Origin of the sequence: Bacillus carboniphilus, assembly GCF_020524035.2 — a bacterium.
Classification (GTDB): Bacteria; Bacillota; Bacilli; order Bacillales; family JAIVKR01; genus Bacillus_CC.
The window spans coordinates 1830604-1854518 of record NZ_CP129013.1 but is presented as its reverse complement, the minus strand read 5'-3'; the positions used below and the strand labels follow the sequence as shown (position 1 = coordinate 1854518).

Here is a 23915-nt window from a genome sequence, read left to right as displayed (position 1 = left end):
CTTTTAATAATCCTGTTTTAATTAATTTATTGAAAGGAGATTGACATTTAGCGTTCAATCTCCTTTCAATTGTTTATAAATTTTGTGGTTTAAACGTATTACAGTCAGTTTCTTTCGTTTCAGAAGCTTGACGTCCTGTGTGACTAACAACATAGATGGCATCAGCTGTACAATTGTTTCCTGAACCCCAATAGGTACAGTTATTAACTTCACATTGAACACTATTTGGCATCGTTTTTTCCCCCCTTTGTTAAAGTCATTATTAGTTTAGCTAAATTTAAGAAGAAACATACATTGAACAATTAAGAAACTATTACATTTTTGTTTTACTTTGCACCAGTGCTTATGTATCAATACGTTCGTTTTTGACGCACCCAACGTGGCTAACTTAGTTGATGTACCCTTGTATTGTTGATGATCCTAATGCTTGTTGTCGCTAGACACTTTTTTCCCCTCAACATATTTTTGATCTTTCATAAATATTTTCCAGAAATAATAGAATCCGGGGAACAAGATTAAAAAGGCAAAGATGTAAGTGATAAATAAGGCTTTAAACGTGTTTGGGTGAGTGAAGGCATCGTTTATTGTGATGGTTGGATAAATTAAGTAAGGTAAATGTGCTTTCCCATAAACATAGCTTGCTAAAAAATATTGAATTGTAATCAAAATAATGGCAAGTCTAGGTCTTCCTTTTTGAGACCGTTTAGGTATAAAGAGCGCAAGTCCAGCTCCAAGAAATAACAAGACAGAAAGGATTAATAAATGGACGTCTTGTACCATACCTTCATAAAGCCAGTTTGCATCTTGTTTAATTGTTAACATAATTAACAGAGCAGAAAAAAAGGAAATTGGCCCTGTTATGATTGCGTCTTTACGATAGGATAAATAAGCATCTTCTTCTTTTGCTACGTTAGAGTAATCTGCTAATAACAGGGCAGAAAGAAACAGAGTACTACTTATAGCAAAAGCAATAAATGCATAGGAACTAAGGCTCGTCAGTAACTCACTAAAGGATAAATAGGGTACACCATTTCGATTGTCAACAAAACCCCCATGCGTGATCGGTAAAACAAGGATTAATAAAGCGGGAATAATAAACCCTGATACTCCTGAAATGATCACTAATAATCTTTCGTAGCCTTTCACACTATGAGAAAAGGCTAAAAAACCACTACGAATAGCTAATAAAATTAAGATAATACTTCCAGGAATTAAAAGTACACTTCCAAGCGTATAAATCGCTCCAGGAAAAAAGGTTATTAAAGCGACTACGATAGCAACGATAAATACATTTGTGACTTCCCAGGTAGGTGACAAATAGCGATTTGCAATAGAAGAAGCTTTTGTATTTCGTTTGTTAACGTAGAGCATCGACCAAAACCCAGCACCAAAATCCATGGTCGCCATAACGGAGTAAATAAAAATAAACCCCCATACAATACTTATCGCTAGTAGTTCATCCGAGGTCATAATGGCTCTCCTTTCATTTGATTATGATTAATCCTATTTAGATCATCTTCCACAGAATGACGATTAAAATAAGAACGAAGAACTAAAACAACAGCAGTACCTAGAACGATATAGACAAAGAAAAAGGATAATAGCCATATTCCTAAAGGTTGAACATTTGTTACAGCATCAACTGTTTTCTGGATTCGATAAATAACCCAAGGCTGCCTTCCAGTACAGGCGAAAATCCAACCAAATTCAATTGCTAAAACAGATAACGGTCCTGAAGCGACAAATAACCACATAAGCCATTGTGGAAAGAAGGGACGTTTAAGAATTTTATAATATAAAAAACCAATGATGGAAAGCAGGATTAACATACTTCCGATACCAACCATGGCATTAAATAGAGTATGTACAAAAAGAGGAGGCCAATATTCTTCAGGAAAGTCATCTAACCCCACAACAACGGTATCAAATGAATTGCCTGCTAGGAAACTTAGTGCCCAAGGAATCTCTATAGCAAATTTCACCTCTTTTGTTTCTTTATCTGTAAAACCTCCGATGGCGAGTGGGGCATAATTTTGAGTCTCAAATAATCCTTCAGCAGCGGCCAACTTTTCAGGTTGATATTCGTGTAAGTATTGTGCGGATGAATGCCCATTAATCGCTGTCAATAGCGAGAATACCCCACCAACAACTAACCCAATCAATAAGGCTTTGCGATGAAATTTGTATATGCGTTCGTTGTTTTTATTTTTAATCATCTTAAAGGCAGCAATTGATGCAATGACAAAAGCCCCCGTCATAAAAGCAGAAACAACGACATGTCCAGCTGTAACAAGGAAGCTTGGGTTAAAAAAGGCAGCCCATGGATCAACGTTTGTGATTGTTCCATCTTTTATTTCAAACCCTGCTGGAGTTCCTTCAAATGCATGAACATTTGTAATAAGAACAGCGGAAGCAGTCGCGCCAATTAGGACAAAAAAGACACTTACAATTCGCATGAAGGGAGAAATTCGATCAGCGGCATAGACATAAATGGACATAAAAAGAGCTTCAATAAAAAAAGCATAAATTTCGATTTGGAAAGGTAAAGCCATGACTTTCCCAATTATCTCCATGAACCCTGGCCATAACAAGGCTAGCTGTACACCTGCAATAGTACCGGAAGGAATGGCAACTCCTAGCAAGACAGCTTGCCCCTTCGTCCACCTTTTAGCCATAATTGCATAGTCTTTATCCTTTGTTCGTTGATATAGTAGTTCTGATATCAAGATCATTAAAGGGATACCGACCCCTAATGTGGCGAAGATAATATGAAAAGCCATCGTTAAGCCAAATAATGATCGGGCAATTACTACATGTTCCATGAAGATTCTCCTTCAAGTTTTTGTTTTCCTTATTATCCACTCTTTTCTATTCGGTATTCGTTTTTTTTATAATAAAACACCTGCTTAAAAACAGCAGGTGTAGCGTTGATCATTTATTTATTTTGAAGAGCGATAGAAAGTGTTTTAAGGTTTTTTTTCATTAAGCTAAAGTAATCTTCGTTTTGAAATTGTTCCTCTGTTACGGATTCCAAGTTATAAAGAGTAAGTGTTTCTGCCCCAATTGACTGCTGAACAACTTCTGCGATTTCGTTGCTAACGTTATTTTCAAAGATCATATATTTAAAATCATATCCTTGCGATGTTTCAATTATTTCTTGCAACGATTTTTGAGAAGGTTCTTGATTTGGTGAGAGTCCTAATACGTTTATTTGTTCAATGCCATAACGTTTTTCCCAGTAACCATAAGCACCATGTGCAACTAAAAATTTGTTTTGTGGAGCTTCGTTTACTACTTCTTTAAATTGTTGATCGAGAGCTTCTAAATCATCTTTTAACAGTTGAAAATTTTCTTCAAAAATTTCTTCTGATTCAGGATTTAATTCAATAAGACCATTTTTAATATTTTCGGCAAGTTCGATAGCTAGAACAGGGTCTAACCAAATGTGCGGATCTACATCATGATGATGAGATTCCTCTTCATGGCTTTCGTCTTCTTGATGTTCTTCTTCATTGTTCTTTAGAAGAGAGAGATTTTCGCCAGTTGCGATGATTTTCACTCCTTCTTTTTCTAAGCTTTCCGCTATTTTTTTAGAAGAGGATTCAAATCCAATACCTGAATAGATAAAGGAAGATTCCGAAGCCATTTCAACCATATCTTTAGAAGAAGGTTCATACGAGTGAGCATCAACATTAGGTGGATAAATAGTTGTTACTTCTACTTCATCCCCACCAATTTTTTTGGTGAAATCATATAGTGGAAAAATAGTTGTACTAACACTCAATTGATCCGTTTCGTTTTCAGCGCTTTGGCTAGAACAGCCAGTAATGAATATAAGTATAGTAAAAATACTAAATAGTTTTTTCAATTTGTTTCCCTCCTGTAAATCATACTTACACATTATATCGTAATGATTCCGATTTGAGAACAGAAAAATATAAAACTGAATATTTAGTTTGTTTTATAATAAGATAGTAGGGAGATATTCATGTTTTCAAATATTCAACTTCATAATCCTTTTATTTTCTAAAAAAAAACCACTAGTATGTAGTTACTAATGGTTTACTTTTGTTTATTATTTCGCAGAATAGCAAAGAAGCTTCGTTTATCATCTTTCTCAGGGACTGGATCAATACCACCAAGGTTATAGGGATTACACCTTAAAATACGATAGATGGTTAAAAATCCTCCCTTAAAAATACCAAAGCGTTCTATTGATTGAATTCCGTAATTTGAACAAGTAGGATAAAATCGACATGAGGGAGGCTTTAAGGGAGAAATAAATTTTTGATAAAGTTTGATTGCCAATATAAATATGCGTTTCATTTCGTCACCATCTCTGCATTTATAGTAAATATATTTTAACAAATAAATTACCCTTAATCACAGTTTGTTTTGCTTAAAAAAAAGGAAATTGAAACAAAAAAGATGAAATTAATCGGAATTAATAGTATCATGAGTAACGTAGATCATAATAATATTGGAACAATAAGGAGTGTCAAAGTAATGCCATCAGTTGAAAGTTTTGAATTAGATCATAATGCAGTTGTAGCCCCTTATGTTCGCCATTGTGGAGTACATCACATTGGAACAGATGGAGTTGTTAATAAGTTTGATATACGTTTTTGTCAACCAAATAAACAGACGATGAAGCCAGATGTTATTCACACTATTGAGCATTTATTAGCCTTTACGATTCGTAAGTACGCAGAGAAGTATGATCATTTTGATATTATTGATGTTTCACCAATGGGATGCCAAACTGGATACTATTTAGTTGTTAGTGGAACCCCTAAGGTTTCTGAAATCATTGACTTACTAGAAGAAACATTCAAGGATGCAGTGAATATTACGGAGATTCCTGCTGCTAATGAAAAACAATGTGGTCAAGCGAAACTTCACGATCTTGATGGAGCAAAACGCTTAATGAATTTTTGGTTAAGTCAAGATAAGAAAGACTTAGAAAGAGTGTTCGGCTAAAAAGAGAGAAAGGGGAGAGGACGATTATACGTCTTCTTCCTTTTTGGATATAAAGGTTGTTTTAGGTGGTGTTCTTCATATTCTGTTCACAAATTAAAATCAGCTTCCTTAATTATCTAAATAATATTCATATTATTTTTTGATTTATGTTTAGCATGTTATAATAAGGATGGACAAAATATAAAGAAGAGAAAGTTTATCATCAAGTAAAAAGGGTAAGGTAATATTGAACAACAAAAATTTAGGAGGTCATCTTATGTCTCAAAAATTAAATGACGTTGTTAACAAGCAAGTAGCAAATTGGACGGTTTTGTATGTGAAGCTACATAACTATCACTGGTACGTGAAAGGATCCTCATTCTTTACCTTACATGAAAAATTTGAAGAATTTTATACAGAAGCAGCAACCAATATTGATGAATTAGCGGAGCGTTTACTTGCTTTAGATGGAAAACCAGTTGCTACAATGAGAGAGGTACTTCAAGTATCTTCGATTTTAGAAGCGAATGGAAGTGAAACAGCTGAACAAATGGTACAAACCATTAAAGAAGATTTTGAAAAAGTAGCAGAGGAATTAAAAGAAGGAATGGAATTAGCTGATGAAGTTGGAGATGAATCCACAGGTGATATGCTTCTTGCTATCCATCAAAGCTTAGAAAAACACAATTGGATGTTAAAATCATTTTTACAATAATAAAACAATAAAATAGTGATTTAAAAGGGTATTCTTTATTGAATACTCTTTTTTTTACATTAAAATGGACAGATTTAATAATAAATTGTCCAAGCAATTATTTGAATGCTACATATGATAGATAGTAGAAAGGCAAAACTCTCCAAAAATCTAAAAGATAGGAGGAGATGATATGAGTCGTGGAGATGGAGGGTTCCTTGCTATACTTTCTATTAGTGCAGCTACTGTTAGTTTTTTATTTGGAGAATTAGACACACTGTTTTTTATATTGGTTTCATTAATGGTTATTGAATATTATACAGGTTCATTTGTGGAATATTACAAAAAAAAATTAAAAGTTCGTTTCATTATTAACAAGATATTTGGAAAAATTACTATCCTTTCTTTGGTTTCAGTAGCTCATTTTTTGGACTACTTTTTTCAAACAAGCCTAGTTATTCGAGATGCAACCATTATTTTTTTATATTTGTTATGAGATCTTATCTATTTTACAGAATTCAGATCGTGTAGGAATACCCATTCCTGGATTTTTGCATGACTTAGTAAACTGGATGAGTAAGTATATTCGTCGAAAATAAAATGGAAAGAAGGTCCTATATGCTTTTTGTATAGAACCTTCTTTCTTTTAAAAGAATAATAAAAAAAGAAGAGGTGCATCATGAAAAAAACTTACTATATTTCGATATCTAGTGGTGAAATATTAACGACAGCTACAGACTCACCTTGGGATTTTAAAATTAAAGCAGATAATGACGAAATTACTCTGTTAAGAGAGTATTTTGACCAACTATACAGGGAAGACTGGAAAGGTTTTTTTCGTTCTCATGCTCCATATATACAATATCATTATGATCGGGAGAATGATCATATTGATGATCTTCATAAAAAAATTTATAAGATGTTATATGAATTAGGGGATGAAGAGGCAAAAAATCATATTTCTTCAGAAAGATTGGTTTCTGAAATAGATCGTCAAACATAATTTTTACAAATTTCTTTTACCACTTCCTTTACAAGTCGCTTTCCTTTTCTTGTGTTAGAATATAGAGGAAAAAAAGAGATTGGAGTATGGAGACTTTTATGATTTCTTACTTTTACGATTACTATCGAAATCAAATTCAATTGTCCTTTGATGATCATCCTTTCTCTGAAAATCCAAAACATGTGTGGGTTGTTTGTCGGTTTGATCATCATTGGTTGTTAACAAAACATAAACACCGTGGGTTTGAATTTCCTGGAGGAAAGGTAGAGGAAGGAGAAATACCACTGGAAGCTGCTTGCAGAGAAGTTGAGGAAGAGACAGGAGGTATAGTTAATGAGATAAAATATATAGGTCAATATAAAGTAGTTGGAAAGGGTTCGTGTATTATTAAAAATATTTATTTTGCCTATGTCTCTTCAATTGTTAAGAAACATCATTATTTTGAAACATGGGGTCCTATTTTAGTTAAAGAATTTCCCAATAAGATTATAGATGACGATCGATATAGCTTTATTATGAAAGATGATGTTCTTCCTATGACTATGGAGTATATTGAGGAGAGTGGGTACGTTGTTAGTGGTGACGAATAAGTCTTTTTTCTAACCAACTTACACCTTGGTACATAATGGTGGCAAAGCATGCGACGAGCAGTAAACTGAGTAAAACGAGTGTGAAATTAAACACTTGAAATCCGTATATAATTAAATATCCTAAACCTTGTTTTGAGACGAGGAACTCTCCTACGATGATACCCACCCATGACAGGCCAACGTTAACTTTTAGAGTCGAAATTATGGTGGGTAACGAAGCTGGTAAGACAGATTCCTTAAAAATGTCCCATTTAGATGCACCGAAGCTTAATAGTACTTTCTTGTAATTTTGATCAACTACTTTAAAGGCTGAGTATACGACTATGGTCGTAATAACGACGCATATTATCGCTCCCATTGCAACAATAGAAGATAAATTAGGACCTAACCCAACAATTAGGAGTGGACCTAGTGCTACTTTAGGCATAGCGTTTAAAATGACTAGAAAAGGGTCCATAATTCTAGCGAGCTTTTTTGAAAACCATAAAACCATGGCTATTCCTGTTCCTAAAATGGTTCCAATTAAGAAACCTAAAATGGTTTCAAATATAGTTAGACTTACGTGAGGTAGAAGTGTGCCATCTAACATTTTTGAGATAAATAAATCAAAGATTTTGGCCGGAGAGCTAAATATTAATGGATCTATCCATTTTTCATCAGAGGCAAGTTGCCAGAATGAAAAAAAGAAAATGACGATTAATAATTGAGAGCAAATAATCGAAATTTTATCTCTCTTCATTTGTTTAATATAAGCTTGGTGAAGTATTTGATTGTCCTTAATTGTCAAGTTGTTCAATCTCCTTCCATAAATGTTGAAATAAAGATTTGTAGGAGGAAGTTTGTCTTGCATGGAAAGGTGTCGTTTCACTTAATTCTTTGTTAACTAAAACTTCTTTTTTTATTTGTCCAGGTTTTGTTGAAAATAAAAAAATACGGTCACTCATGGCAATGGCTTCTCCAATATCATGTGTTACTAAAATCATGGTCTTTTGATATTTTTTTAAGGTTGTAAAGACAAGGTCCTCTAATTTTAATTTAGTTTGAAAATCAATAGCAGAAAAAGGCTCATCTAATAAAAATAAAGACGGGTCTGTAGCTAACGTTCTTACTAACGCGACTCGTTGTTTCATTCCCCCTGAAAGTTGCTGGGGTAATTTATTTATAGTCGATTCAAGTCCCATATCCATTAAGAGCTGATAGGTTCGTTCTTTTTTTTCATTAGATAATTGTTTTGATATTTTTAACCCGAGTAAAATGTTTTCTTGAATGGTTTTCCAAGGAAATAGATAATCTTGTTGAAGCATATAACCTATTTGTGTTTCCTTTAGAGAAATGTTCCTACCTTCTAGTAAGACGTTTCCGTTTGTTGGTTTTATTAGTTGAGCGATAATTGATAACAAGGTTGTCTTTCCACACCCGCTCGGCCCTAAAAATGATATGAATTCTCCTCTATTTATTGTGAAGTTGATATCTTCAAGTACATGTGTAAATGTATCCTTAGTGAAGAAGGTGTGAGAAACATGTTCAATAGTTAAATAGTTCTTTTTTTTTCATTGTCCACTAACCTCATTAGCAATGGAAGTTTTTACTAGTGTTTCATGGTCTACATATTGTCTCAATTCGTTTGCTTCATCCATAATAATTTGAAGGTTATTCCATTCTTTCTCATCAAGAATCGGATTAAGTGAATAAGAGTTTTGCTCTTTATATCGTTCAATTACTATTTCTATTATCTCTAAAGAAGTATCTTTAAATTGTGGTTGAATGACTTTGGCAATTTCTTGTGCAGAATGTTCAGCTACCCATGTTTGTGCACGAAATAGTGCTTTTGTAAAGCGTTGAACGGATTCTTCGTTCTCTTTCAAATAACTTTGTTTACTCATAAAAGTCGTATATGGAATTTGCACAGATTCTTTTCCGAAGGAGGCGACAATTTGGCCTAACCCTTCCTGTTCAAAGATGCTCGCAGTAGGTTCAAACAATTGAACATAATCTCCTGTACCAGATGCAAAGGCATTTGCGATATTGGCAAAATCGACATTTTGTATCAACGTTAAATCATGATGTGGATTTATTTGCTTTTGTTTTAGCACAAATTCACCAACCATTTGAGGCATTCCGCCTTTTCTTTGTCCGAGAAAAGTACTTCCTTTTAGATCATTCCAAGAGAAACTTTCGGTTTCGTCTCTAGAAACAAGAAATGTACCATCTGTCTGTGTAAGCTGGGCAAAGTTAATCACTGGATCATCTGTACCTTGATTATACACATAAATGGATGTTTCAGACCCGACTAAGGCAATATCGGATCCTCCAGATAAAAGAGCGGTCATGGTTTTATCCCCACCCCAAGTTGTGGTGAGCTCTATATTAATTTGTTCTTCTTCAAAAAAACCTTTCTCTATGGCTACGTATAGGGGGGCATAAAATATAGAATGTGTTACCTCTGCTACACGAATTTCTTCAGTTTTTGACTGTCCACAGCCACTTAGTGTTAAACTAAAGAGACAGACGAATACAATGGAATAGATAATTTTTTTCATGATGATTTATCCTTTCTATGCTCATGAAATATGTTTTTATTTACTGTATGTAAGTTAGAGGGAAAGTGTGATAAATGCCTATAAAATCATGAAATGGGGGAGTAGTATGGGAATGCCATTGGAACTAAATACAATGATTGTAACAAAAGGGAAGGAAATTCGTTTAAATAAAAATATCTTTCAATTAAAAAAGGACGGTTACCGACTTTATCCCTTAAATATACCGTTAGAAGTTCGTAAAATGAGAGAAAGCGAGCCGAATGGGTATGCAACAATAACAAAGCTTGAATTAGAAGAACAACAGACAATCCTCACATATGAACTCATATCTTTAAATACCACCAATTAAAAGAAAGGCGGAAGCGCCCGTATAGCGACGCAGGTGCTTATAGCCCCCCGCATGAGATAAAGGAAACACGAATAGCCGCAGGCTTCGATGTTGACTTATCGTAGGGAGGAGGGCGAAGCAACACCAGTCGCTGGGCGCAGGAGCTAGACAAAAGAAAGGCGGAAGCGCCCGTATAGCGACGCAGGTGAAAAGGTACGTCAACTAAGTACAGTCACGACGCGCGAACTAACGTTGACGCTAGAACCTCCTGTTCATCGCCGCATGAGATAAAGGAAACACGAATAGCCCGAAAGCGGAGGATCTACTAAGTTCAGCCGCGTCCTGTGGCAACATAGATCCACCTCCCTCCTGGAGGCGTCTCCGTTGAATTATCGTATGAAAGTGGAACATCATCTAAAGGCGCCCACGTCCTGTGGACAACGATGATGCTAGCACCTCCTGTGCGTCGGAAGCGCCCGTATAGCGACGCATTCGGAAAATAAAAAGAGCTATTTATCAAAAAAATGATAATTAGCTCTTTTTTAAACAATTATAAAACGGGGCCACCGAAATTTTTAATATCCTCAGCGACATTATCGAACTTTTTAAAGTTCTCCTTAAAAGAGGTAGCAAGTTGTTCCGCAGACTTCTTAAAAGCACCTTGATCTTCCCATGTTTGTATAGGGTACAATACCTTATCAGGAACTCCTGGTACATGCATTGGAATTTCTAGTCCGAATATTTCATCCTTTATTGTCTCGATATGGTCTAACTCACCGTCTAATGCTGCATGAATCATAGCGCGAGTATATTCGAGCTTCATTCTCTTTCCTTTACCGTAAGCGCCGCCAGTCCATCCAGTATTAACTAAAAACACTTTTGCTCCAGATTCGTCAATCTTTTTACCAAGCATTTCAGCATATACGGTTGCGGGTAAAGGTAAGAAAGGAGAACCAAAACAAGTAGAAAATGTAGCTTCAGGAGAGGTGATTCCTCTTTCTGTACCTGCTAATTTACTTGTGTAACCACTTAAAAAGTGATACATGGCCTGCTCTTTAGTAAGCTTACTAATAGGAGGTAAGACTCCTGTTGCATCAGCAGTTAAAAAGATAATGGTTGATGGGTGTCCTGCTACGCTAGGTAACACAATGTTATCCATTGCTTCAAGAGGATAGGCAGCACGAGTATTCTCCGTATAGTCACTTCGATCATAATCCGCCTCTCTCATTTTATCGTCAATCACGACATTTTCTAAGACTGAACCAAAACGAATGGCATCAAAAATTTGTGGTTCTTTTTCATGAGAAAGTTTGATGCATTTTGCATAGCAACCACCTTCAATGTTAAAGATACCTGAGTTAGACCAACCGTGTTCATCATCACCGATTAGACGGCGATTTGGATCGGCAGACAATGTTGTTTTTCCCGTTCCTGATAGTCCGAAGAATAAAGCGACGTCCCCTTCTAGACCTACATTTGCAGAGCAATGCATAGATAAGACACCTTGTTCAGGTAGTAAGTAGTTCATAATTGAGAAGATCGATTTTTTCATTTCACCCGCATATTCAGTTCCCCCAATTAGAATAATGCGTTTTTCAAAAGAAACCATAATAAACGCTTCTGAATGAGTACCATCTTTAATTGGATCTGCTTTGAAAGTAGGTGCAGATATAATTGTAAATGGGTTTTTATGGTCAACTAATTCCTCATCTGTTGCTCGAATGAACAATTGATGGGCAAATAAATTATGCCATGCAAATTCATTAATAGTTTGAATGGGTAATCTGTATTTTGAATCTGCTCCTGCAAACCCTTTAAACAAAAAAAGTTCATTCTTTGCCTTTAAATAGTCGATCACTTTTGTATAAAGTTTTTCAAAAATCTCTTCAGAGATCGGTTGATTAACTGATCCCCAATCTATTTTATTCTTTACACTTTCTTCTTCTACAATAAATTTATCTTTAGGTGATCGACCTGTATATTTTCCAGTGGTTGCACGGATTGCACCTGTGGAAGTCAATATTCCTTCATTTCTTTCTAAAACGAGTTCAACAAGACGAGAGACCGGTAAATTATGATAAGTATTTGGATTATTGACCAAATGATTCAGTTCAGAGCGAATATCTACTTTATTCATGGTATACCATCCTTTTTATAGTAGTTGAATGATTATAAATAGTATAACACATTTAAATGAATAGTCTATACTAATTAAAGAAAAATTTCCAAGTTTAAATGGATAAAGTACCTTTAATTATATGTAGCTTTAGTTTGTGTCAGTAAAAAGAAGAGTGAAACCTATTTTTTAGCTTTGTCGGATATTTATTAGTGGGATGTTTAAATCGGTTTATGGTTTGATTGGCAATATATTTGTTGTATAACAATAAAACTTTAAGTCGAGTTAAATTATGAGTTCTAAAGGGTGACTTGAAGGCGTGGGTGAAGTATGGTCTAGTTACTGTATGAAGTATTATTGAAGAGAAAAGTAGGTCATGGAGTTAATCGACTGCCTTCTTTGTTAAGTAATGACCCTTACATTTCATTAGTTGAGACACGTATAGTTTGACATAAAGGGCATTTGTGATTTAAGATGTTTAAACGGATATTCTCTTATCCTGAGCAGGTGGAGGGACAGCCCCAATGAAACCCAGCAACCTTCACGTAGTGAAAAGGTGCTAACCTGATGCAAGGACATTCCTTGATCGATAAGAGTGAAAGGAAACGATGTAAACACCCCCTTTCCTCATTATTATGATGGAAAGGTTTTTTTATTTCTGTGATGTTTTTGCTTGCAATTTAGGGAAATACCTGTTGAATGAAAGGGAATAATAGTATTGTTCCTTTAGAGTTCTGTTTATATAAGAGAAGAATCATCCGTCATGATTATATATAACTTAAGGAGGAGTATTGATGACAAACTTACGACGCTTATTTACATCTGAATCAGTAACAGAGGGACACCCTGATAAAATTTGTGATCAAATATCTGATTCAATTTTAGATGCAATCTTAAAGAATGACCCAAATGCTCGAGTAGCCTGTGAAACATCTGTAACAACAGGTTTAGTACTGGTATCCGGTGAAATTACGACAAATACATATGTGGATATCCCTAAAATTGTTCGTGAAACAGTTAAAGGAATTGGATATACAAGAGCAAAATATGGATTTGATTCTGAGACATGTGCCGTTTTAACGTCGATCGATGAACAATCTGCTGATATCGCAATGGGTGTAGACCAAGCATTAGAAGCACGAGAAGGTCAAATGAGTGATGAGGAAATTGAGGCAATTGGTGCTGGTGACCAAGGGTTAATGTTTGGCTATGCATGTAATGAAACAAAAGAATATATGCCTCTTCCTATTTCCTTAGCTCATAAGCTTGCTAGACGTTTAACAGAAACTAGGAAAGAAGAGATTCTCCCTTATTTGCGTCCAGATGGAAAAACACAGGTTACTGTTGAATATGATGAAAATGATAAACCTGTTCGTATTGATACCATTGTGATTTCTACTCAACATCATCCAGAAGTTTCATTAGAACAAATCCAAAGAAACCTAAAGGAATATGTCATTGATCCAGTTGTTCCAAAAGAGCTAATCGATGAGGACACGAAATATTTTATTAATCCAACTGGCCGTTTTGTTATTGGTGGACCTCAAGGAGACGCAGGACTAACAGGCCGAAAAATTATTGTTGATACGTATGGTGGATATGCTCGCCACGGTGGAGGCGCATTTTCAGGAAAGGATGCTACGAAAGTAGACCGTTCTGCTGCATATGCAGCAAGATATGTTGCTAAAAATATAGTCGCAGCACAGTTAGCAGATAAATGTGAGGTTCAACTAGCCTATGCCATTGGTGTTGCCCAGCCTGTTTCAATTTCTATTAATACATTCGGAACAGGAATTGTACCTGAAAATATTCTAGTGGATATTGTCAGAGAAAACTTTGATTTGCGTCCAGCTGGGATTATCAAAATGTTAGATTTGAGAAGACCTATTTATAAACAGACTGCTGCTTATGGACATTTTGGGCGAACAGATATTGATCTTCCTTGGGAACGAACTGATAAAGCAAGTCAATTAAAAGCACAAGCACAAAACTAAATAAAGAGTGAAATTTATGTAAAAGTGACTTCTATTTTTAACAGAAGTCACTTTTTTTGAAAAAATTTATTCGCTATAACCCCATATAGTAATGCATTTTGGGAATAATTTAATAAAATATGTTTTTTTTTTGATACTTTAAAGTTGCTCTTTTTTTCTTATATAATTAATGGGTTATTGACTAAAACTATAGCCATCTTTGGAATAATTATAGATACAATTTGATAAGGAGGAAAAAGTTAATGTGTGGGTTTATAGGTGTTTTTGATCATAGTAAAAAATATAAAGAACAACGTATTGAGCACATTGAACAGGCAAGTCGTAAAATTATACATCGAGGCCCTGATGATGAAGGCTATTATCATAATGATTATATTTCGTTAGCTTTTAGAAGATTAAGTATTGTTGATTTAGCTGGAGGAAAACAGCCTCTTACCTTTGGAGATGGTCGCTATTGGATTGTTTTTAATGGGGAAATATATAATCATAAACAGTTGCAAAAGAAACTAGAGGATCTAGGAGTTACATTAAATACTAATAGTGATACAGAGGTGATTGTGGCCCTTTATTCAGTAATGAAAGAAAAAGTGGTACATGAATTAAGAGGGATGTTTGCTTTTCTTATTTGGGATACAGAGCGAAATGAATTATTTGGAGCAAGGGACTATTTTGGGATTAAACCTTTATACATGATTGAAACGGTACAAGGGATTGCTTTTGCTTCTGAATCAAAAGGGTTAATGCCTTTCTTAAAAAATTCAAGCATAAATGAACAATCTCTGGAACACTATACATCTTTTCAGTACGTACCCGAACCAAACACAATTGTAAAAGAAATATCCAAAATTTCTCCAGGAAGTTACTTTACATGGCGCCCAAATGAGTCTTTGCAGGTTGTAGAATATTTTCATCCAAATTTCCACCCAAAGTCTGTAGAAAGAGATCGATTAATAAAGGAAGTAAGAGAAACTGTAGAAGAATCAGTTTCTTATCATATGCGAAGTGATGTTCCAGTTGGCTCCTTCTTATCGGGTGGAATTGATTCAACTATAGTTGCTACTATAGCAAGTAAACTAGCACCTTCTATAAAAACATTCAGTGTAGATTTCGCTGATACTGGTTACAGTGAAATGGATGTTGCAATAAAAACTGCTCAAACATTAAAAGTGGATCATTTTCCATATACGATCAGTGAAGAAGAATTTTTCGAAGCATTACCGAAAATTATTTGGCATCTAGATGATATTGTTGCAGATCCAGCTGCTATCCCCCTTTATTTTGTTGCTAAAGAAGCTAGTAAACATGTAAAGGTAGTTTTATCAGGTGAAGGAGCAGATGAACTCTTTGGTGGTTATAATATTTATCAAGAGCCTCTTAGTATAGCCCCTTTCAAAAATATTCCTAACGGATTGAAGAAGGCCCTTCTCCAAATAGCAACTGTTCTTCCCGAAGGAATGAAAGGAAAAAGTTTCTTGCAAAGAGCGAATACTCAATTAGAAGAACGTTACATCGGTAACGCAAAAATATTTGCGAATGATAAAGAGAAGCAATCCCTTTTTAGTCATACTCTTTCAAGTTCATTTACAGATGTCACGAATCCTCTTTATCATAATGTGAAGCATTTAGATGATATATCAAAAATGCAATACATTGATATGATGACTTGGCTTAGAGGTGATATTCTAGTTAAAGCTGATAAAATGTCAATGGCTCATTCCTTAGAGCTTCGCGTACCGTTTTTAGACATTGAAGTTTGGAAGGTAGCCTCAAAATTGGCAGTGGAAGAGAAAGTATCGAAAGTAGGGACCAAGCAAATATTAAGAAAGGCTTTTGCTGATATTATTCCTGAACACGTGGTCAATAGGAGAAAGCTTGGATTTCCAGTACCGATTCGTGTGTGGCTAAAAGGGACAAGGTATCATTGGGCAAAAGAAGTCATAACAGAATCGCCAATTGGCTTTTTCATGGATAAAGATTATATTTTATCTTTACTTGAGGAGCATCGTATGGAAAAGAAAGATCATAGTCGAAAATTATGGACCGTTCTTTGCTTCTGTTTATGGCTGCAAATGGCTGTTGAACAAGATAGTAAAATCGATGAAAAAAAGTTATTTGTTTAAATTCTTGAAAGTCATAAAAAATAGCCCCACCTCCATTCCTTTAGCTATGGAGGTGGGGCTAAAGTTGTACCTACGCCTTTCTTTCAGAGTAAGGGAGTATATAAATAGGTCCTTAATTCTTGTCTAGCTCCATTGCCCAGAAACGTTCACAGGAAGTGATAGCGTCAACGTTGCCCACAGGACGTGGGCGTCTTTAGTTGATGTTCCAATGTCTCTACGATAAGTCAACGGAGACGCCTCCAGGAGGGAGGTGGATCTACGTTTGCTCGCGCGACGTGGCAGTAGTTAGTAGATCCTCCGCTTTCCGGCTTTTCGTGTTTCCTTTATCTCATGCGGGGGTCTATCAGCACCTGCGTCGCTAGACGGGTGTTTGCGCCTTTCTTACAGAGTAAGAAAGTATAAAAATCTGTCCTTATTCGGATGGTGCTTTCATCGTTGTCTAGCTCCAGCGCCCAGCAACTCCGACGTACACGATGTGCTAGCGTCAACGTTAGTCACAGGATGTGGCTGAACTTAGTTGACGTTCATTATCCCTCGCCCTCCTCCTTATGATAAGTCAACGGAGACGCCTCCAGGAGGGAGGTGGATCTACGTTTGCCACAAGACGTGGCAGTAGTTAGTAGATCCTCCGCTTTCCGGCTATTCGTGTTTCCTTTATCTCATACGGAGTACTCAAGCCCCTTCGTTGCTAAACGGGCGCTTGCGCTTTTCTTACAGAGTAAGAAAGTATAAAAAATCTGTCCTTATTCGGATGGTGCTTTTATTTTTGTCTAGCTCCAGCGCCCAGCGACTGGTGTTGCTTCGCCCTCCTCTCTACGATAAGTCAACATCGAAGCCTGCGGCTATTCGTGTTTCCTTTATCTCATGCGGGGGTCTATAAGCACCTGCGTCGCTAAACGGGCGCTTGCGCTTTTCTTATGCATATTTGATTATTTTTTTCTGATTAATCACTTCGAAATATTCATCAATTAAGTTATCTAATATTTGCTCCCATTCTTGGGTCAAAGCATAGTTACGAGCCTCTTTTTCCATTTGTTTCCTTAAAGAAGGGTGATCTAATAACATATTAATAGCATTTGTAAAATCCTCAGTCTCTTTTGGTTCACATAATACTCCTGTTTTTCTATTTTGAATAATGCTTTTCACCCCTCCAGCATTTGCAGTCACAACTGCAGTACCAGATGCTAACGATTCTAATACAACATTTCCAAAGGTTTCAGTTGAAGAAGGAAAGACAAAAGTATCTGAGCTAGCATACGCCATAGCTAATTCTTCACCTGAAAGATACCCTGTAAAGGTTACATTACTTGGAGAACGTTCCTGTAGAAAGGATTTTGATGGTCCGTCACCAACTATGAGCCAATGAACATCGCTTCTAGAGGAAAGTTTTTTCATAATTGATAATAAAGTCTTGATATCTTTTTCTGGCGCTAGTCGACCTACATACGTAAGTAAATAAGGTTGTTTAATGTGATAGCGGTCTTTCAACTGCTGTTTTTTATTTTTTGAAGGGTGAAAAGAATGTGTATTTACGCCTCGAGACCAAATGTGAATGTTTTGAAAATCTTGACTTAGGAGGAGTTCTTTCGTAGATAGAGAAGGAACAAAAATTTTTTCAAGAGGTTGATGGAACCAGTGCATATACTTCCATAAAATTTTAGAGAAAATTTGTAAGTCGTAATACTCAAGGTACTGATCAAAATTCGTGTGATAGGAACCCACTAGAGGATAATTTAATTTTTTTGCATAGTGAAGCCCACATAGACCAACACTGGATGGTGTAGCTACGTGAATAATATCAGGATTGAACTTTTGCAATTGTGATTTTACGGATAGCATATTAGGAAAAGCAAAACGGCACTCTGGATAAAAGATAAAAGGAAAGCTAGTAAAATGATGAATATGGTTTGAGCTTAACGGTTCCTTTGTTTCGGGTGTAGGTGCAAATACTTTGAAAAGGTGTCCTCTTTTTGATAGGTGATCAGTAAAACGTTTTAATGTTTTTGCTACTCCATTTACTTCAGGAGCATAAGTGTCAGTAAAAATAGCAACTTTCATTTTGTGAATCCCTCCTTATTCCATTTTCCTTTTTCAATCAATATATTAAATGAGTCCTTCAATTACTCTTACACTAACCAAACCTACTGTTGTTCCTAAGACACATCCGGCTAGAACATCTGAAGGATAGTGGAGGCCTAGAAAGACTCTTGAAAGTCCAATACTCATTGCTAAAGGAAGTAAAAACAATATTGTATATGGAAATAGGACCATAAACGGAATGGTAATTGAAAATATAGCTGTTGTATGTCCAGATGGAAAAGAGTAGTCTTGTAATGGATTTTTGGGGATATTTACATCAGATATAGATAAATAAGGTCGTTTTCTTGGATAAAATTTTTTAATAATGGCAACAGGTATGTGGCTTAATAAAAGAGCGATACCACTAGCTATTCCAGCTAATTGAAAGGGGTCTTTCATAAATACAATGAAAAACAGACAGGCCATTATTGTATATGTGGCACCACCAAGATGAGTTACAGATCGAAAGTACATATTTAAAATTTTTTGTTCAAAATGACTGTTTATGAAACGAAAAATCTGACACTCAAACGCATGGATACTATCTATAAATTTTGTCACCGTTTTAAACCCCTTTTTCTTTATTATTAAATTAACCCCTCTACAGAGTAATAGTATGTCAATTTTAGCAAAGGATTTTTTTGGTGATGCAAAAGTTATGTTAAGATTTTTATGGTTTTTGTAATTTTTTTATCTACTCTTACGTTTATTATCATAAACTAGTTGAAGGTTTTCTTTGACACAAAAAGCATTCACAAGTTACGTTGTTGAACTATGTTTGTCACAAGAAGTGACAAACATAGGAATAGGTTTTCTATTGAAAAAACAATTTTTACAAAGTCACTTCACAATTTTACTCAATAGGTGTCATTTCCTTATAGTACATCCCTTTTTCAACATATTCTCTCCGAATACGTTGCATATCTTTTTTATCTTCTTCCGTCAATTGTCGTATGACTTTGGCGGGTCTGCCAAATGCTAAAGTATGTGGAGGTATTTTCTTGCCTGGAGGCACAAGACTTCCTGCACCAACAAATGCCCCCTCGCCAATTTCTGCTCCATCTAAAATTGTTGAGCCCATTCCAATTAACGCTTTTTTTCGAATAATCGAGCTGTGTAGCATCGCTTGATGTCCAACTGTTACATCGTCTTCGATAATTAAATCATGGTTAGGACTTTGATGAAGGCAACACTGATCTTGAATGTTCACACGGTCACCAATGATGGTAGGAGCGACATCACCTCTAATTACGGTATTGAACCAAATTGACGTGTACTCGCCAATTTTCACGTTACCTGTTATTGTGACATAATTTGCAATATAAGCTGTATCAGCGATTTTTGGTATAAACTCTTTGTAAGGATAGATCAAGTTAAAACATCCTTTCTTAAATAAGTTATGTAATATCCTTATTCATTATATCTTTAAATAATTGAATGGAAAAAGGTAAGTATTTATTCTTGTGAACATTGACTAAAAATCGAGATTTTTTTAAGGTGTGTATCTCTATAGAAGAACACTGTGACACATCCAAGTTTGTATTTCTTAACTATTTTCTAAGAAGGAGGGAGAAGGTTGAAAAGGTGGTTAGCGGATAAGCCTAAAGCAGTCATTGTTATTGTTCACGGAGCCTTTGAGTATCATGGAAGGTACAAGTGGCTAGTTGAGATGTGGAGATCAACAGGATACCATGTAATAATGGGTGACTTGCCAGGCCAAGGATTAACAACGAGGAGAAGAGGACATATTGAAGCCTTTGATGAGTATATTGAAGAAGTAGGTAATTGGATTAGAGAGGCTCAAACATATAAGTTACCAATTGCGCTTTTAGGTCACAGTATGGGGGGGTTGGTCACTATTCGAAGTCTTCAAGAAACAGAGGTAAACATAAATTGTATTGTTTTATCCTCTCCATGTTTAGGGATTATGCAAAAACCGTCGAAGATCGTTGACTTTTTATCGAGAGGGATGAATATCTTTACACCCTCATTAAAATATCAACCGAAATTGACGGTAGATATGGTTACTAGAAATAAAGAAATTCAACATTTTGAGCAAAACGATTCTTTATATGTAAGGAAAATATCGGTAAGGTGGTATCGTGAGTTAATGTTGGCTATTGAAGAAGCGTATAAGCAAATTGAGAAGTTTCCTGATATCCCTTTACTTGTTTTACAAGGAGGAGAAGACAAAGTAGTTGATAAACAAAAGGTTCGTAAATGGTTTAATGAAGTTGACTTAAAGGAAAAAATGTATAAAGAGTGGGAAGGTTATTACCATGAAATTTTTAATGAAGAAAAACGAGAACAGGTTTTTGAGTTAGCTGAATGGTTTGTTCAACAACACGTATTACCTTATAATATGAATTGAATTTTAGTATCCTTTATAAGGAGCGAGAGAGTAGATGAGAATTCCTCAATACCCACTGCAATTAATGACAAAAGTGTATAAAGATATTTTTCCGATTGTTCATCGTACGCTAAATAAATGGAGAGAGCAAGCAGAGAACATTCCAGATCCAGAGCTTCGTAAACAAGCTTTATCAAGTATCGATGAGAAAACGTTTCATTGTGAAGGAGGGTCGATTTTTTCGATCATTGCCTCTCCTTTTCAAAAGGATTGTATTGAATTTATTGTAGCCTATCAAACGATCAGTGACTACTTAGATAATTTATGCGATCGGAGCCATTCATTAGATCCTAATGATTTTCGAATGCTACATTATTCAATGAGTGATGCATTGACAGTTGGAGCAGAAACAAAAAACTACTATCAGTGTAGAGAAGAACAACAGGACGGAGGCTATTTAGCAAACCTTGTTAAAGAATGTCAAAACAAATTAGCAACATTAAAGCACTATCATTTAATTAAGCCACACTTATTAGAGTTAAATCAATATTACTGTGATTTGCAAGTTCATAAGCATGTTATTCAAGAAGAGAGGGTTCCACGTTTAGAAAATTGGTTTAAGAGCTATAAAGACCGTCTTCCAAAAATGGAGTGGTATGAATTTTCCGCATGTACAGGCTCAACGATTGGGATTTTTTGTTTAGTGGCGTATGCTTTTCAAGATCAACTTACTAGTGAAATCGCAAAACAAATTAAGGGAAGCTACTTCCCCTATATTCAAGGGCTACATATTTTACTGGACTATTTAATTGATCAAGAGGAAGACCGAAAAGAAGGGGACTTGAATTTTTGTAGTTATTTTTCAAACGAACGGCAAATGCTTAACCGTTTAGAACATTTTGTGAAAATGGCTGACAAACAATTGAAAGGAATTCCTCATGAGCGTTTTCATCGATTAATTAATCGAGGTTTATTAGGGGTATACTTATCTGACGAAAAAGTAACATCACAAAAAAAGGTTTCTAAATTAGCAAGGAAACTCATTTGGTCAAGTGGAGGAACGTCTTTATTTTTTTACTTAAATGGACGAGCTTACCGAACGGTACAGAAGATTGGCTTTTCATAATGGATAAGAAATAACCTTCTACCGTTTTGGGTAGAAGGTTAACGTTTTTCTATAGCGATCACAAATGGAGCATTGTTCTGTTGATTAACAAATTGATATTTTAAAACGTGTGCTTTTTGTTGATCAATTGTGGAAACGTAGTTTAACAATTCATCTCGTTCGAGTTTCCCTTCTGGATGACCGTGGTATATGACTAAAACAATGATTCCTTCAGGCTTTAGCATAGGAATAAGTTGTTCAATAGCTGAAATCGTTGACTCGGGTTTTGTCACAATGGATTTATCTCCACCCGGTAAGTAGCCTAAATTGAAAATGGCAGCTGATACTTTTTCTTTACATGATTCAGGAAGGTGATCGCTTAGTTGATCATGACTAGAATGAAATAAGCTGACTTGGCTGTATGCGTTATGACTAACGAGTCTTTCTTTTGTATTCGTTAGGGCTGTTTCTTGAATATCAAAGCCATAAACATGTCCTGTCACGCCTACTAGTTTGGCTAGAAAAAGTGTGTCATGGCCATTTCCGAGTGTACCATCAATGACAATGTCTCCTTTTAAAACTATAATTTGTAAAAGTTGTTTTGCAAAAGGTAAGATTCGTAACATTTTCATTTATATTTCCAACCTTTTGTATAGTCTTCCTTGGTAACTATCTCTTCTTTTTAACTCATCGTCTATCGCATTTAATACTTCCCATTTGTTCACACTCCACATCGGACCAACCATTAGATCAATAGGACCATCTCCAGTGATTCGATGAACAATCATCTCTGGAGGAAGGATTTCAAGCTGATCACAAACGAGATTTACATAATCTTCGAGTGATAAAAATTCGAGCATCCCTTTTTCATATTGTTTGACCATAGGTGTTCCTTTTAATAAGTGGAGTAAATGAATTTTTATCCCTTGTACGTCTAATTTTGCTACTTCACGAGCCGTTTCCATCATCATGTCATAATCTTCGAGTGGAAGGCCATTAATAATGTGAGAACAAACTCTAATTCCTTTTTTGCGAAGTTTGTTCACACCATCCACATAACATTGATAATCATGGGCACGGTTAATGATATTAGCTGTTTTTTCATGTACCGTTTGTAAACCAAGCTCTACCCATAAATACGTTCGATTATTTAGCTCTGCTAAATAATCGACGACATCATCAGGTAAGCAATCTGGACGAGTGGCAATGGATAGTCCAACAACACCATCAAAATTTAAAACAGTCTCATATTTTTCCTTTAAAACTTCTAATGGTGCATGCGTGTTGGTGAAGGCTTGAAAATAAGCCATATATTTTCCGTCTTTCCATTTATCGTGCATTTTGTCTTTAATATCATTAAACTGCTTTGTTAAGCTATCAGCTCGGTCCCCTGCAAAGTCACCAGATCCAGCAGCCGAACAAAAGGTACATCCACCGTGTGCAACTGTTCCGTCTCTATTAGGACAGTCAAATCCTCCATCTAGTGCTACTTTAAATACTTTGTGGCCGAATATATTTCGTAAGTGGTAATTCCACGTATGATATCGTTTGGTATCACTTGCATAAGGAAACGGGTTGCTTGTTATGCTCATAAAAAAACCTCCTTTGTTTTTAGGAGCAAATGATCAATAATCTCTGTTTTTATATCCTAATGCATTTTAGCATGTAGAAAGAAATCGAACAAATGAAAAAGATGTTAACATTTTCAATGAGTAATTCGAGGTTTTCAATCCAGAATAAAAAGTGAAGAATGAACGAATGGAGGAAGTTACGTTGGCAACACGGACCTCAATTGACGAATTACTTACTAAGTGTGAACAGGCAATCGAATATGCTGAGCATGAATATGAACAAGGTGCTATGCAGGAACACTATAATTCAGAAGAATTTTCTCAAGTTCAGCAACTTCTTGAGCAGCGCTTTCAAGACCTTATAAAGATGGAGAATAGTAGTAGTCCACAGCAAAAGGAACAAATGTATCGAATGAGGTTGCGCCTTCAAGATATACAAAATGACTTAATTTTATTACGTCGTTAA

At 35.6% G+C, this 23915-nt stretch carries 26 protein-coding genes and 1 riboswitch; of the genes, 12 read left to right on the top strand and 14 right to left on the bottom strand.

The window, feature by feature from the left end:
• Window positions 1–73: 73 nt before the first annotated feature.
• From LC087_RS09430 to yidD, 5 genes are all read right to left on the bottom strand, one after another.
• Window positions 74–232: a DUF1540 domain-containing protein gene (locus tag LC087_RS09430; RefSeq protein ID WP_226539087.1), complete on the bottom strand. Its 159-nt coding sequence runs from the start codon at window positions 230–232 to the stop codon at window positions 74–76.
• A 188-nt stretch (window positions 233–420) separates the two neighbouring features.
• The gene (locus LC087_RS09425) at window positions 421–1470 is read right to left on the bottom strand and encodes a cytochrome d ubiquinol oxidase subunit II (protein WP_226539088.1); all 1050 of its coding nucleotides are present in this window, start codon (window positions 1468–1470) and stop codon (window positions 421–423) included.
• The gene (locus LC087_RS09420; RefSeq protein ID WP_226539089.1) at window positions 1467–2822 is read right to left on the bottom strand and encodes a cytochrome ubiquinol oxidase subunit I; all 1356 of its coding nucleotides are present in this window, start codon (window positions 2820–2822) and stop codon (window positions 1467–1469) included. The genes LC087_RS09425 and LC087_RS09420 overlap by 4 nt, the downstream gene beginning before the upstream one ends.
• A 113-nt stretch (window positions 2823–2935) precedes the next feature.
• Window positions 2936–3868 carry a metal ABC transporter solute-binding protein, Zn/Mn family gene (locus LC087_RS09415; protein ID WP_306019522.1) on the bottom strand — a complete coding sequence of 311 codons (933 nt, stop codon included), beginning with the start codon at window positions 3866–3868 and terminating at the stop codon, window positions 2936–2938.
• Between the two features lie 194 nt (window positions 3869–4062).
• The gene (gene yidD / locus LC087_RS09410) at window positions 4063–4326 is read right to left on the bottom strand and encodes a membrane protein insertion efficiency factor YidD (protein ID WP_226539091.1); all 264 of its coding nucleotides are present in this window, start codon (window positions 4324–4326) and stop codon (window positions 4063–4065) included.
• A 180-nt stretch (window positions 4327–4506) separates the two neighbouring features.
• On the opposite strand from yidD, the gene LC087_RS09405 reads away from it, so the two are divergent.
• From LC087_RS09405 to ytkD, 6 genes are all read left to right on the top strand, one after another.
• Window positions 4507–4980 carry an S-ribosylhomocysteine lyase gene (locus tag LC087_RS09405; RefSeq protein WP_226539092.1) on the top strand — a complete coding sequence of 158 codons (474 nt, stop codon included), beginning with the start codon at window positions 4507–4509 and terminating at the stop codon, window positions 4978–4980.
• A gap of 256 nt (window positions 4981–5236) precedes the next feature.
• Window positions 5237–5674 carry a Dps family protein gene (locus tag LC087_RS09400; RefSeq protein ID WP_226539093.1) on the top strand — a complete coding sequence of 146 codons (438 nt, stop codon included), beginning with the start codon at window positions 5237–5239 and terminating at the stop codon, window positions 5672–5674.
• A 172-nt stretch (window positions 5675–5846) separates the two neighbouring features.
• Window positions 5847–6149: a phage holin family protein gene (locus LC087_RS09395; RefSeq protein WP_306019521.1), complete on the top strand. Its 303-nt coding sequence runs from the start codon at window positions 5847–5849 to the stop codon at window positions 6147–6149.
• On the top strand, window positions 6118–6252 hold the full coding sequence (locus tag LC087_RS19670; RefSeq protein WP_371932576.1) for a phage holin family protein: 135 nt from the start codon (window positions 6118–6120) through the stop codon (window positions 6250–6252). The genes LC087_RS09395 and LC087_RS19670 overlap by 32 nt, the downstream gene beginning before the upstream one ends.
• Before the next feature lie 80 nt (window positions 6253–6332).
• Window positions 6333–6656 (top strand): hydrolase, encoded by a 324-nt coding sequence (locus LC087_RS09390; RefSeq protein ID WP_226539095.1) that lies wholly within the window; start codon window positions 6333–6335, stop codon window positions 6654–6656.
• A gap of 86 nt (window positions 6657–6742) precedes the next feature.
• Complete coding sequence (ytkD, locus tag LC087_RS09385; protein ID WP_264189820.1) at window positions 6743–7246, top strand: RNA deprotection pyrophosphohydrolase; 504 nt, start codon at window positions 6743–6745, stop codon at window positions 7244–7246.
• Here the strand turns inward: ytkD and LC087_RS09380 are convergent.
• Genes LC087_RS09380 through LC087_RS09370 form a run of 3 tightly spaced genes read right to left on the bottom strand, consistent with a single transcriptional unit; the run spans window position 7230 to window position 9786 of the window.
• A complete protein-coding gene (locus LC087_RS09380; RefSeq protein ID WP_226539278.1) occupies window positions 7230–7985 on the bottom strand; it encodes an ABC transporter permease in 756 nt (251 codons plus the stop codon). The two genes, ytkD and LC087_RS09380, sit on opposite strands and share 17 nt — an antisense overlap.
• A gap of 37 nt (window positions 7986–8022) precedes the next feature.
• The gene (locus LC087_RS09375) at window positions 8023–8775 is read right to left on the bottom strand and encodes an ABC transporter ATP-binding protein (RefSeq protein WP_306020798.1); all 753 of its coding nucleotides are present in this window, start codon (window positions 8773–8775) and stop codon (window positions 8023–8025) included.
• A gap of 21 nt (window positions 8776–8796) precedes the next feature.
• Window positions 8797–9786, bottom strand: coding sequence for an ABC transporter substrate-binding protein (locus LC087_RS09370; RefSeq protein WP_226539097.1), 990 nt, complete (start codon window positions 9784–9786; stop codon window positions 8797–8799).
• A 106-nt stretch (window positions 9787–9892) separates the two neighbouring features.
• Here LC087_RS09370 and LC087_RS09365 point away from each other — a divergent pair, with 106 nt between their 5' ends.
• Complete coding sequence (locus tag LC087_RS09365) at window positions 9893–10135, top strand: DUF2584 domain-containing protein (RefSeq protein ID WP_226539279.1); 243 nt, start codon at window positions 9893–9895, stop codon at window positions 10133–10135.
• Window positions 10136–10664: 529 nt separating this feature from the next.
• Here LC087_RS09365 and pckA read toward each other — a convergent pair.
• Window positions 10665–12251: a phosphoenolpyruvate carboxykinase (ATP) gene (pckA, locus tag LC087_RS09360; protein ID WP_226539098.1), complete on the bottom strand. Its 1587-nt coding sequence runs from the start codon at window positions 12249–12251 to the stop codon at window positions 10665–10667.
• A 470-nt stretch (window positions 12252–12721) separates the two neighbouring features.
• A riboswitch (SAM riboswitch) is annotated at window positions 12722–12826 on the top strand.
• 198 nt (window positions 12827–13024) lie between these two features.
• Here pckA and metK point away from each other — a divergent pair.
• Both metK and asnB read left to right on the top strand, forming a co-directional pair.
• Window positions 13025–14224, top strand: a complete 1200-nt coding sequence (gene metK / locus LC087_RS09355) for a methionine adenosyltransferase (protein ID WP_226539099.1) — start codon at window positions 13025–13027, stop codon at window positions 14222–14224.
• A gap of 242 nt (window positions 14225–14466) precedes the next feature.
• Window positions 14467–16344, top strand: a complete 1878-nt coding sequence (gene asnB / locus LC087_RS09350) for an asparagine synthase (glutamine-hydrolyzing) (protein WP_226539100.1) — start codon at window positions 14467–14469, stop codon at window positions 16342–16344.
• A gap of 915 nt (window positions 16345–17259) precedes the next feature.
• On the opposite strand, the gene LC087_RS09345 is transcribed toward asnB, so the two are convergent.
• The 3 genes from LC087_RS09345 to LC087_RS09335 form a co-directional block, all read right to left on the bottom strand.
• Window positions 17260–18402 carry a glycosyltransferase family 4 protein gene (locus tag LC087_RS09345; protein ID WP_226539101.1) on the bottom strand — a complete coding sequence of 381 codons (1143 nt, stop codon included), beginning with the start codon at window positions 18400–18402 and terminating at the stop codon, window positions 17260–17262.
• A 45-nt stretch (window positions 18403–18447) separates the two neighbouring features.
• Entirely contained in the window at window positions 18448–18984 is a 537-nt protein-coding gene (locus tag LC087_RS09340) for a phosphatase PAP2 family protein (protein WP_226539102.1), read from the bottom strand.
• 292 nt (window positions 18985–19276) lie between these two features.
• Complete coding sequence (locus LC087_RS09335) at window positions 19277–19795, bottom strand: gamma carbonic anhydrase (protein WP_226539103.1); 519 nt, start codon at window positions 19793–19795, stop codon at window positions 19277–19279.
• 204 nt (window positions 19796–19999) lie between these two features.
• Between LC087_RS09335 and LC087_RS09330 the strand changes: the two genes are divergently transcribed.
• Together LC087_RS09330 and LC087_RS09325 are read left to right on the top strand one after the other, a co-directional pair.
• Window positions 20000–20794: an alpha/beta hydrolase gene (locus LC087_RS09330; protein WP_226539104.1), complete on the top strand. Its 795-nt coding sequence runs from the start codon at window positions 20000–20002 to the stop codon at window positions 20792–20794.
• A 34-nt stretch (window positions 20795–20828) separates the two neighbouring features.
• Complete coding sequence (locus tag LC087_RS09325) at window positions 20829–21899, top strand: tetraprenyl-beta-curcumene synthase family protein (protein WP_226539105.1); 1071 nt, start codon at window positions 20829–20831, stop codon at window positions 21897–21899.
• A gap of 38 nt (window positions 21900–21937) precedes the next feature.
• On the opposite strand, the gene LC087_RS09320 is transcribed toward LC087_RS09325, so the two are convergent.
• A complete protein-coding gene (locus LC087_RS09320; RefSeq protein ID WP_226539106.1) occupies window positions 21938–22510 on the bottom strand; it encodes a tRNA 5-(aminomethyl)-2-thiouridylate-methyltransferase MnmM in 573 nt (190 codons plus the stop codon).
• Window positions 22511–23470: a tRNA modification radical SAM protein MnmL/YtqA gene (locus LC087_RS09315; protein ID WP_226539107.1), complete on the bottom strand. Its 960-nt coding sequence runs from the start codon at window positions 23468–23470 to the stop codon at window positions 22511–22513.
• 181 nt (window positions 23471–23651) lie between these two features.
• On the opposite strand from LC087_RS09315, the gene LC087_RS09310 reads away from it, so the two are divergent.
• Window positions 23652–23915 carry a DUF2524 family protein gene (locus tag LC087_RS09310; protein WP_226539108.1) on the top strand — a complete coding sequence of 88 codons (264 nt, stop codon included), beginning with the start codon at window positions 23652–23654 and terminating at the stop codon, window positions 23913–23915.

Bases quoted from the DNA above. Each gene is read 5' to 3' on its own strand.
- LC087_RS09430 (WP_226539087.1), bottom strand. From the start codon at position 232: ATGCCAAATAGTGTTCAATGTGAAGTTAATAACTGTACCTATTGGGGT.
- LC087_RS09425 (WP_226539088.1), bottom strand. From the start codon at position 1,470: ATGACCTCGGATGAACTACTAGCGATAAGTATTGTATGGGGGTTTATT.
- LC087_RS09420 (WP_226539089.1), bottom strand. From the start codon at position 2,822: ATGGAACATGTAGTAATTGCCCGATCATTATTTGGCTTAACGATGGCT.
- yidD (WP_226539091.1), bottom strand. From the start codon at position 4,326: ATGAAACGCATATTTATATTGGCAATCAAACTTTATCAAAAATTTATT.
- LC087_RS09405 (WP_226539092.1), top strand. From the start codon at position 4,507: ATGCCATCAGTTGAAAGTTTTGAATTAGATCATAATGCAGTTGTAGCC.
- LC087_RS09400 (WP_226539093.1), top strand. From the start codon at position 5,237: ATGTCTCAAAAATTAAATGACGTTGTTAACAAGCAAGTAGCAAATTGG.
- LC087_RS09395 (WP_306019521.1), top strand. From the start codon at position 5,847: ATGAGTCGTGGAGATGGAGGGTTCCTTGCTATACTTTCTATTAGTGCA.
- LC087_RS19670 (WP_371932576.1), top strand. From the start codon at position 6,118: ATGCAACCATTATTTTTTTATATTTGTTATGAGATCTTATCTATTTTA.
- LC087_RS09390 (WP_226539095.1), top strand. From the start codon at position 6,333: ATGAAAAAAACTTACTATATTTCGATATCTAGTGGTGAAATATTAACG.
- ytkD (WP_264189820.1), top strand. From the start codon at position 6,743: ATGGAGACTTTTATGATTTCTTACTTTTACGATTACTATCGAAATCAA.
- LC087_RS09380 (WP_226539278.1), bottom strand. From the start codon at position 7,985: ATGAAGAGAGATAAAATTTCGATTATTTGCTCTCAATTATTAATCGTC.
- LC087_RS09370 (WP_226539097.1), bottom strand. From the start codon at position 9,786: ATGAAAAAAATTATCTATTCCATTGTATTCGTCTGTCTCTTTAGTTTA.
- LC087_RS09365 (WP_226539279.1), top strand. From the start codon at position 9,893: ATGGGAATGCCATTGGAACTAAATACAATGATTGTAACAAAAGGGAAG.
- pckA (WP_226539098.1), bottom strand. From the start codon at position 12,251: ATGAATAAAGTAGATATTCGCTCTGAACTGAATCATTTGGTCAATAAT.
- metK (WP_226539099.1), top strand. From the start codon at position 13,025: ATGACAAACTTACGACGCTTATTTACATCTGAATCAGTAACAGAGGGA.
- asnB (WP_226539100.1), top strand. From the start codon at position 14,467: ATGTGTGGGTTTATAGGTGTTTTTGATCATAGTAAAAAATATAAAGAA.
- LC087_RS09345 (WP_226539101.1), bottom strand. From the start codon at position 18,402: ATGAAAGTTGCTATTTTTACTGACACTTATGCTCCTGAAGTAAATGGA.
- LC087_RS09325 (WP_226539105.1), top strand. From the start codon at position 20,829: ATGAGAATTCCTCAATACCCACTGCAATTAATGACAAAAGTGTATAAA.
- LC087_RS09320 (WP_226539106.1), bottom strand. From the start codon at position 22,510: ATGAAAATGTTACGAATCTTACCTTTTGCAAAACAACTTTTACAAATT.
- LC087_RS09315 (WP_226539107.1), bottom strand. From the start codon at position 23,470: ATGAGCATAACAAGCAACCCGTTTCCTTATGCAAGTGATACCAAACGA.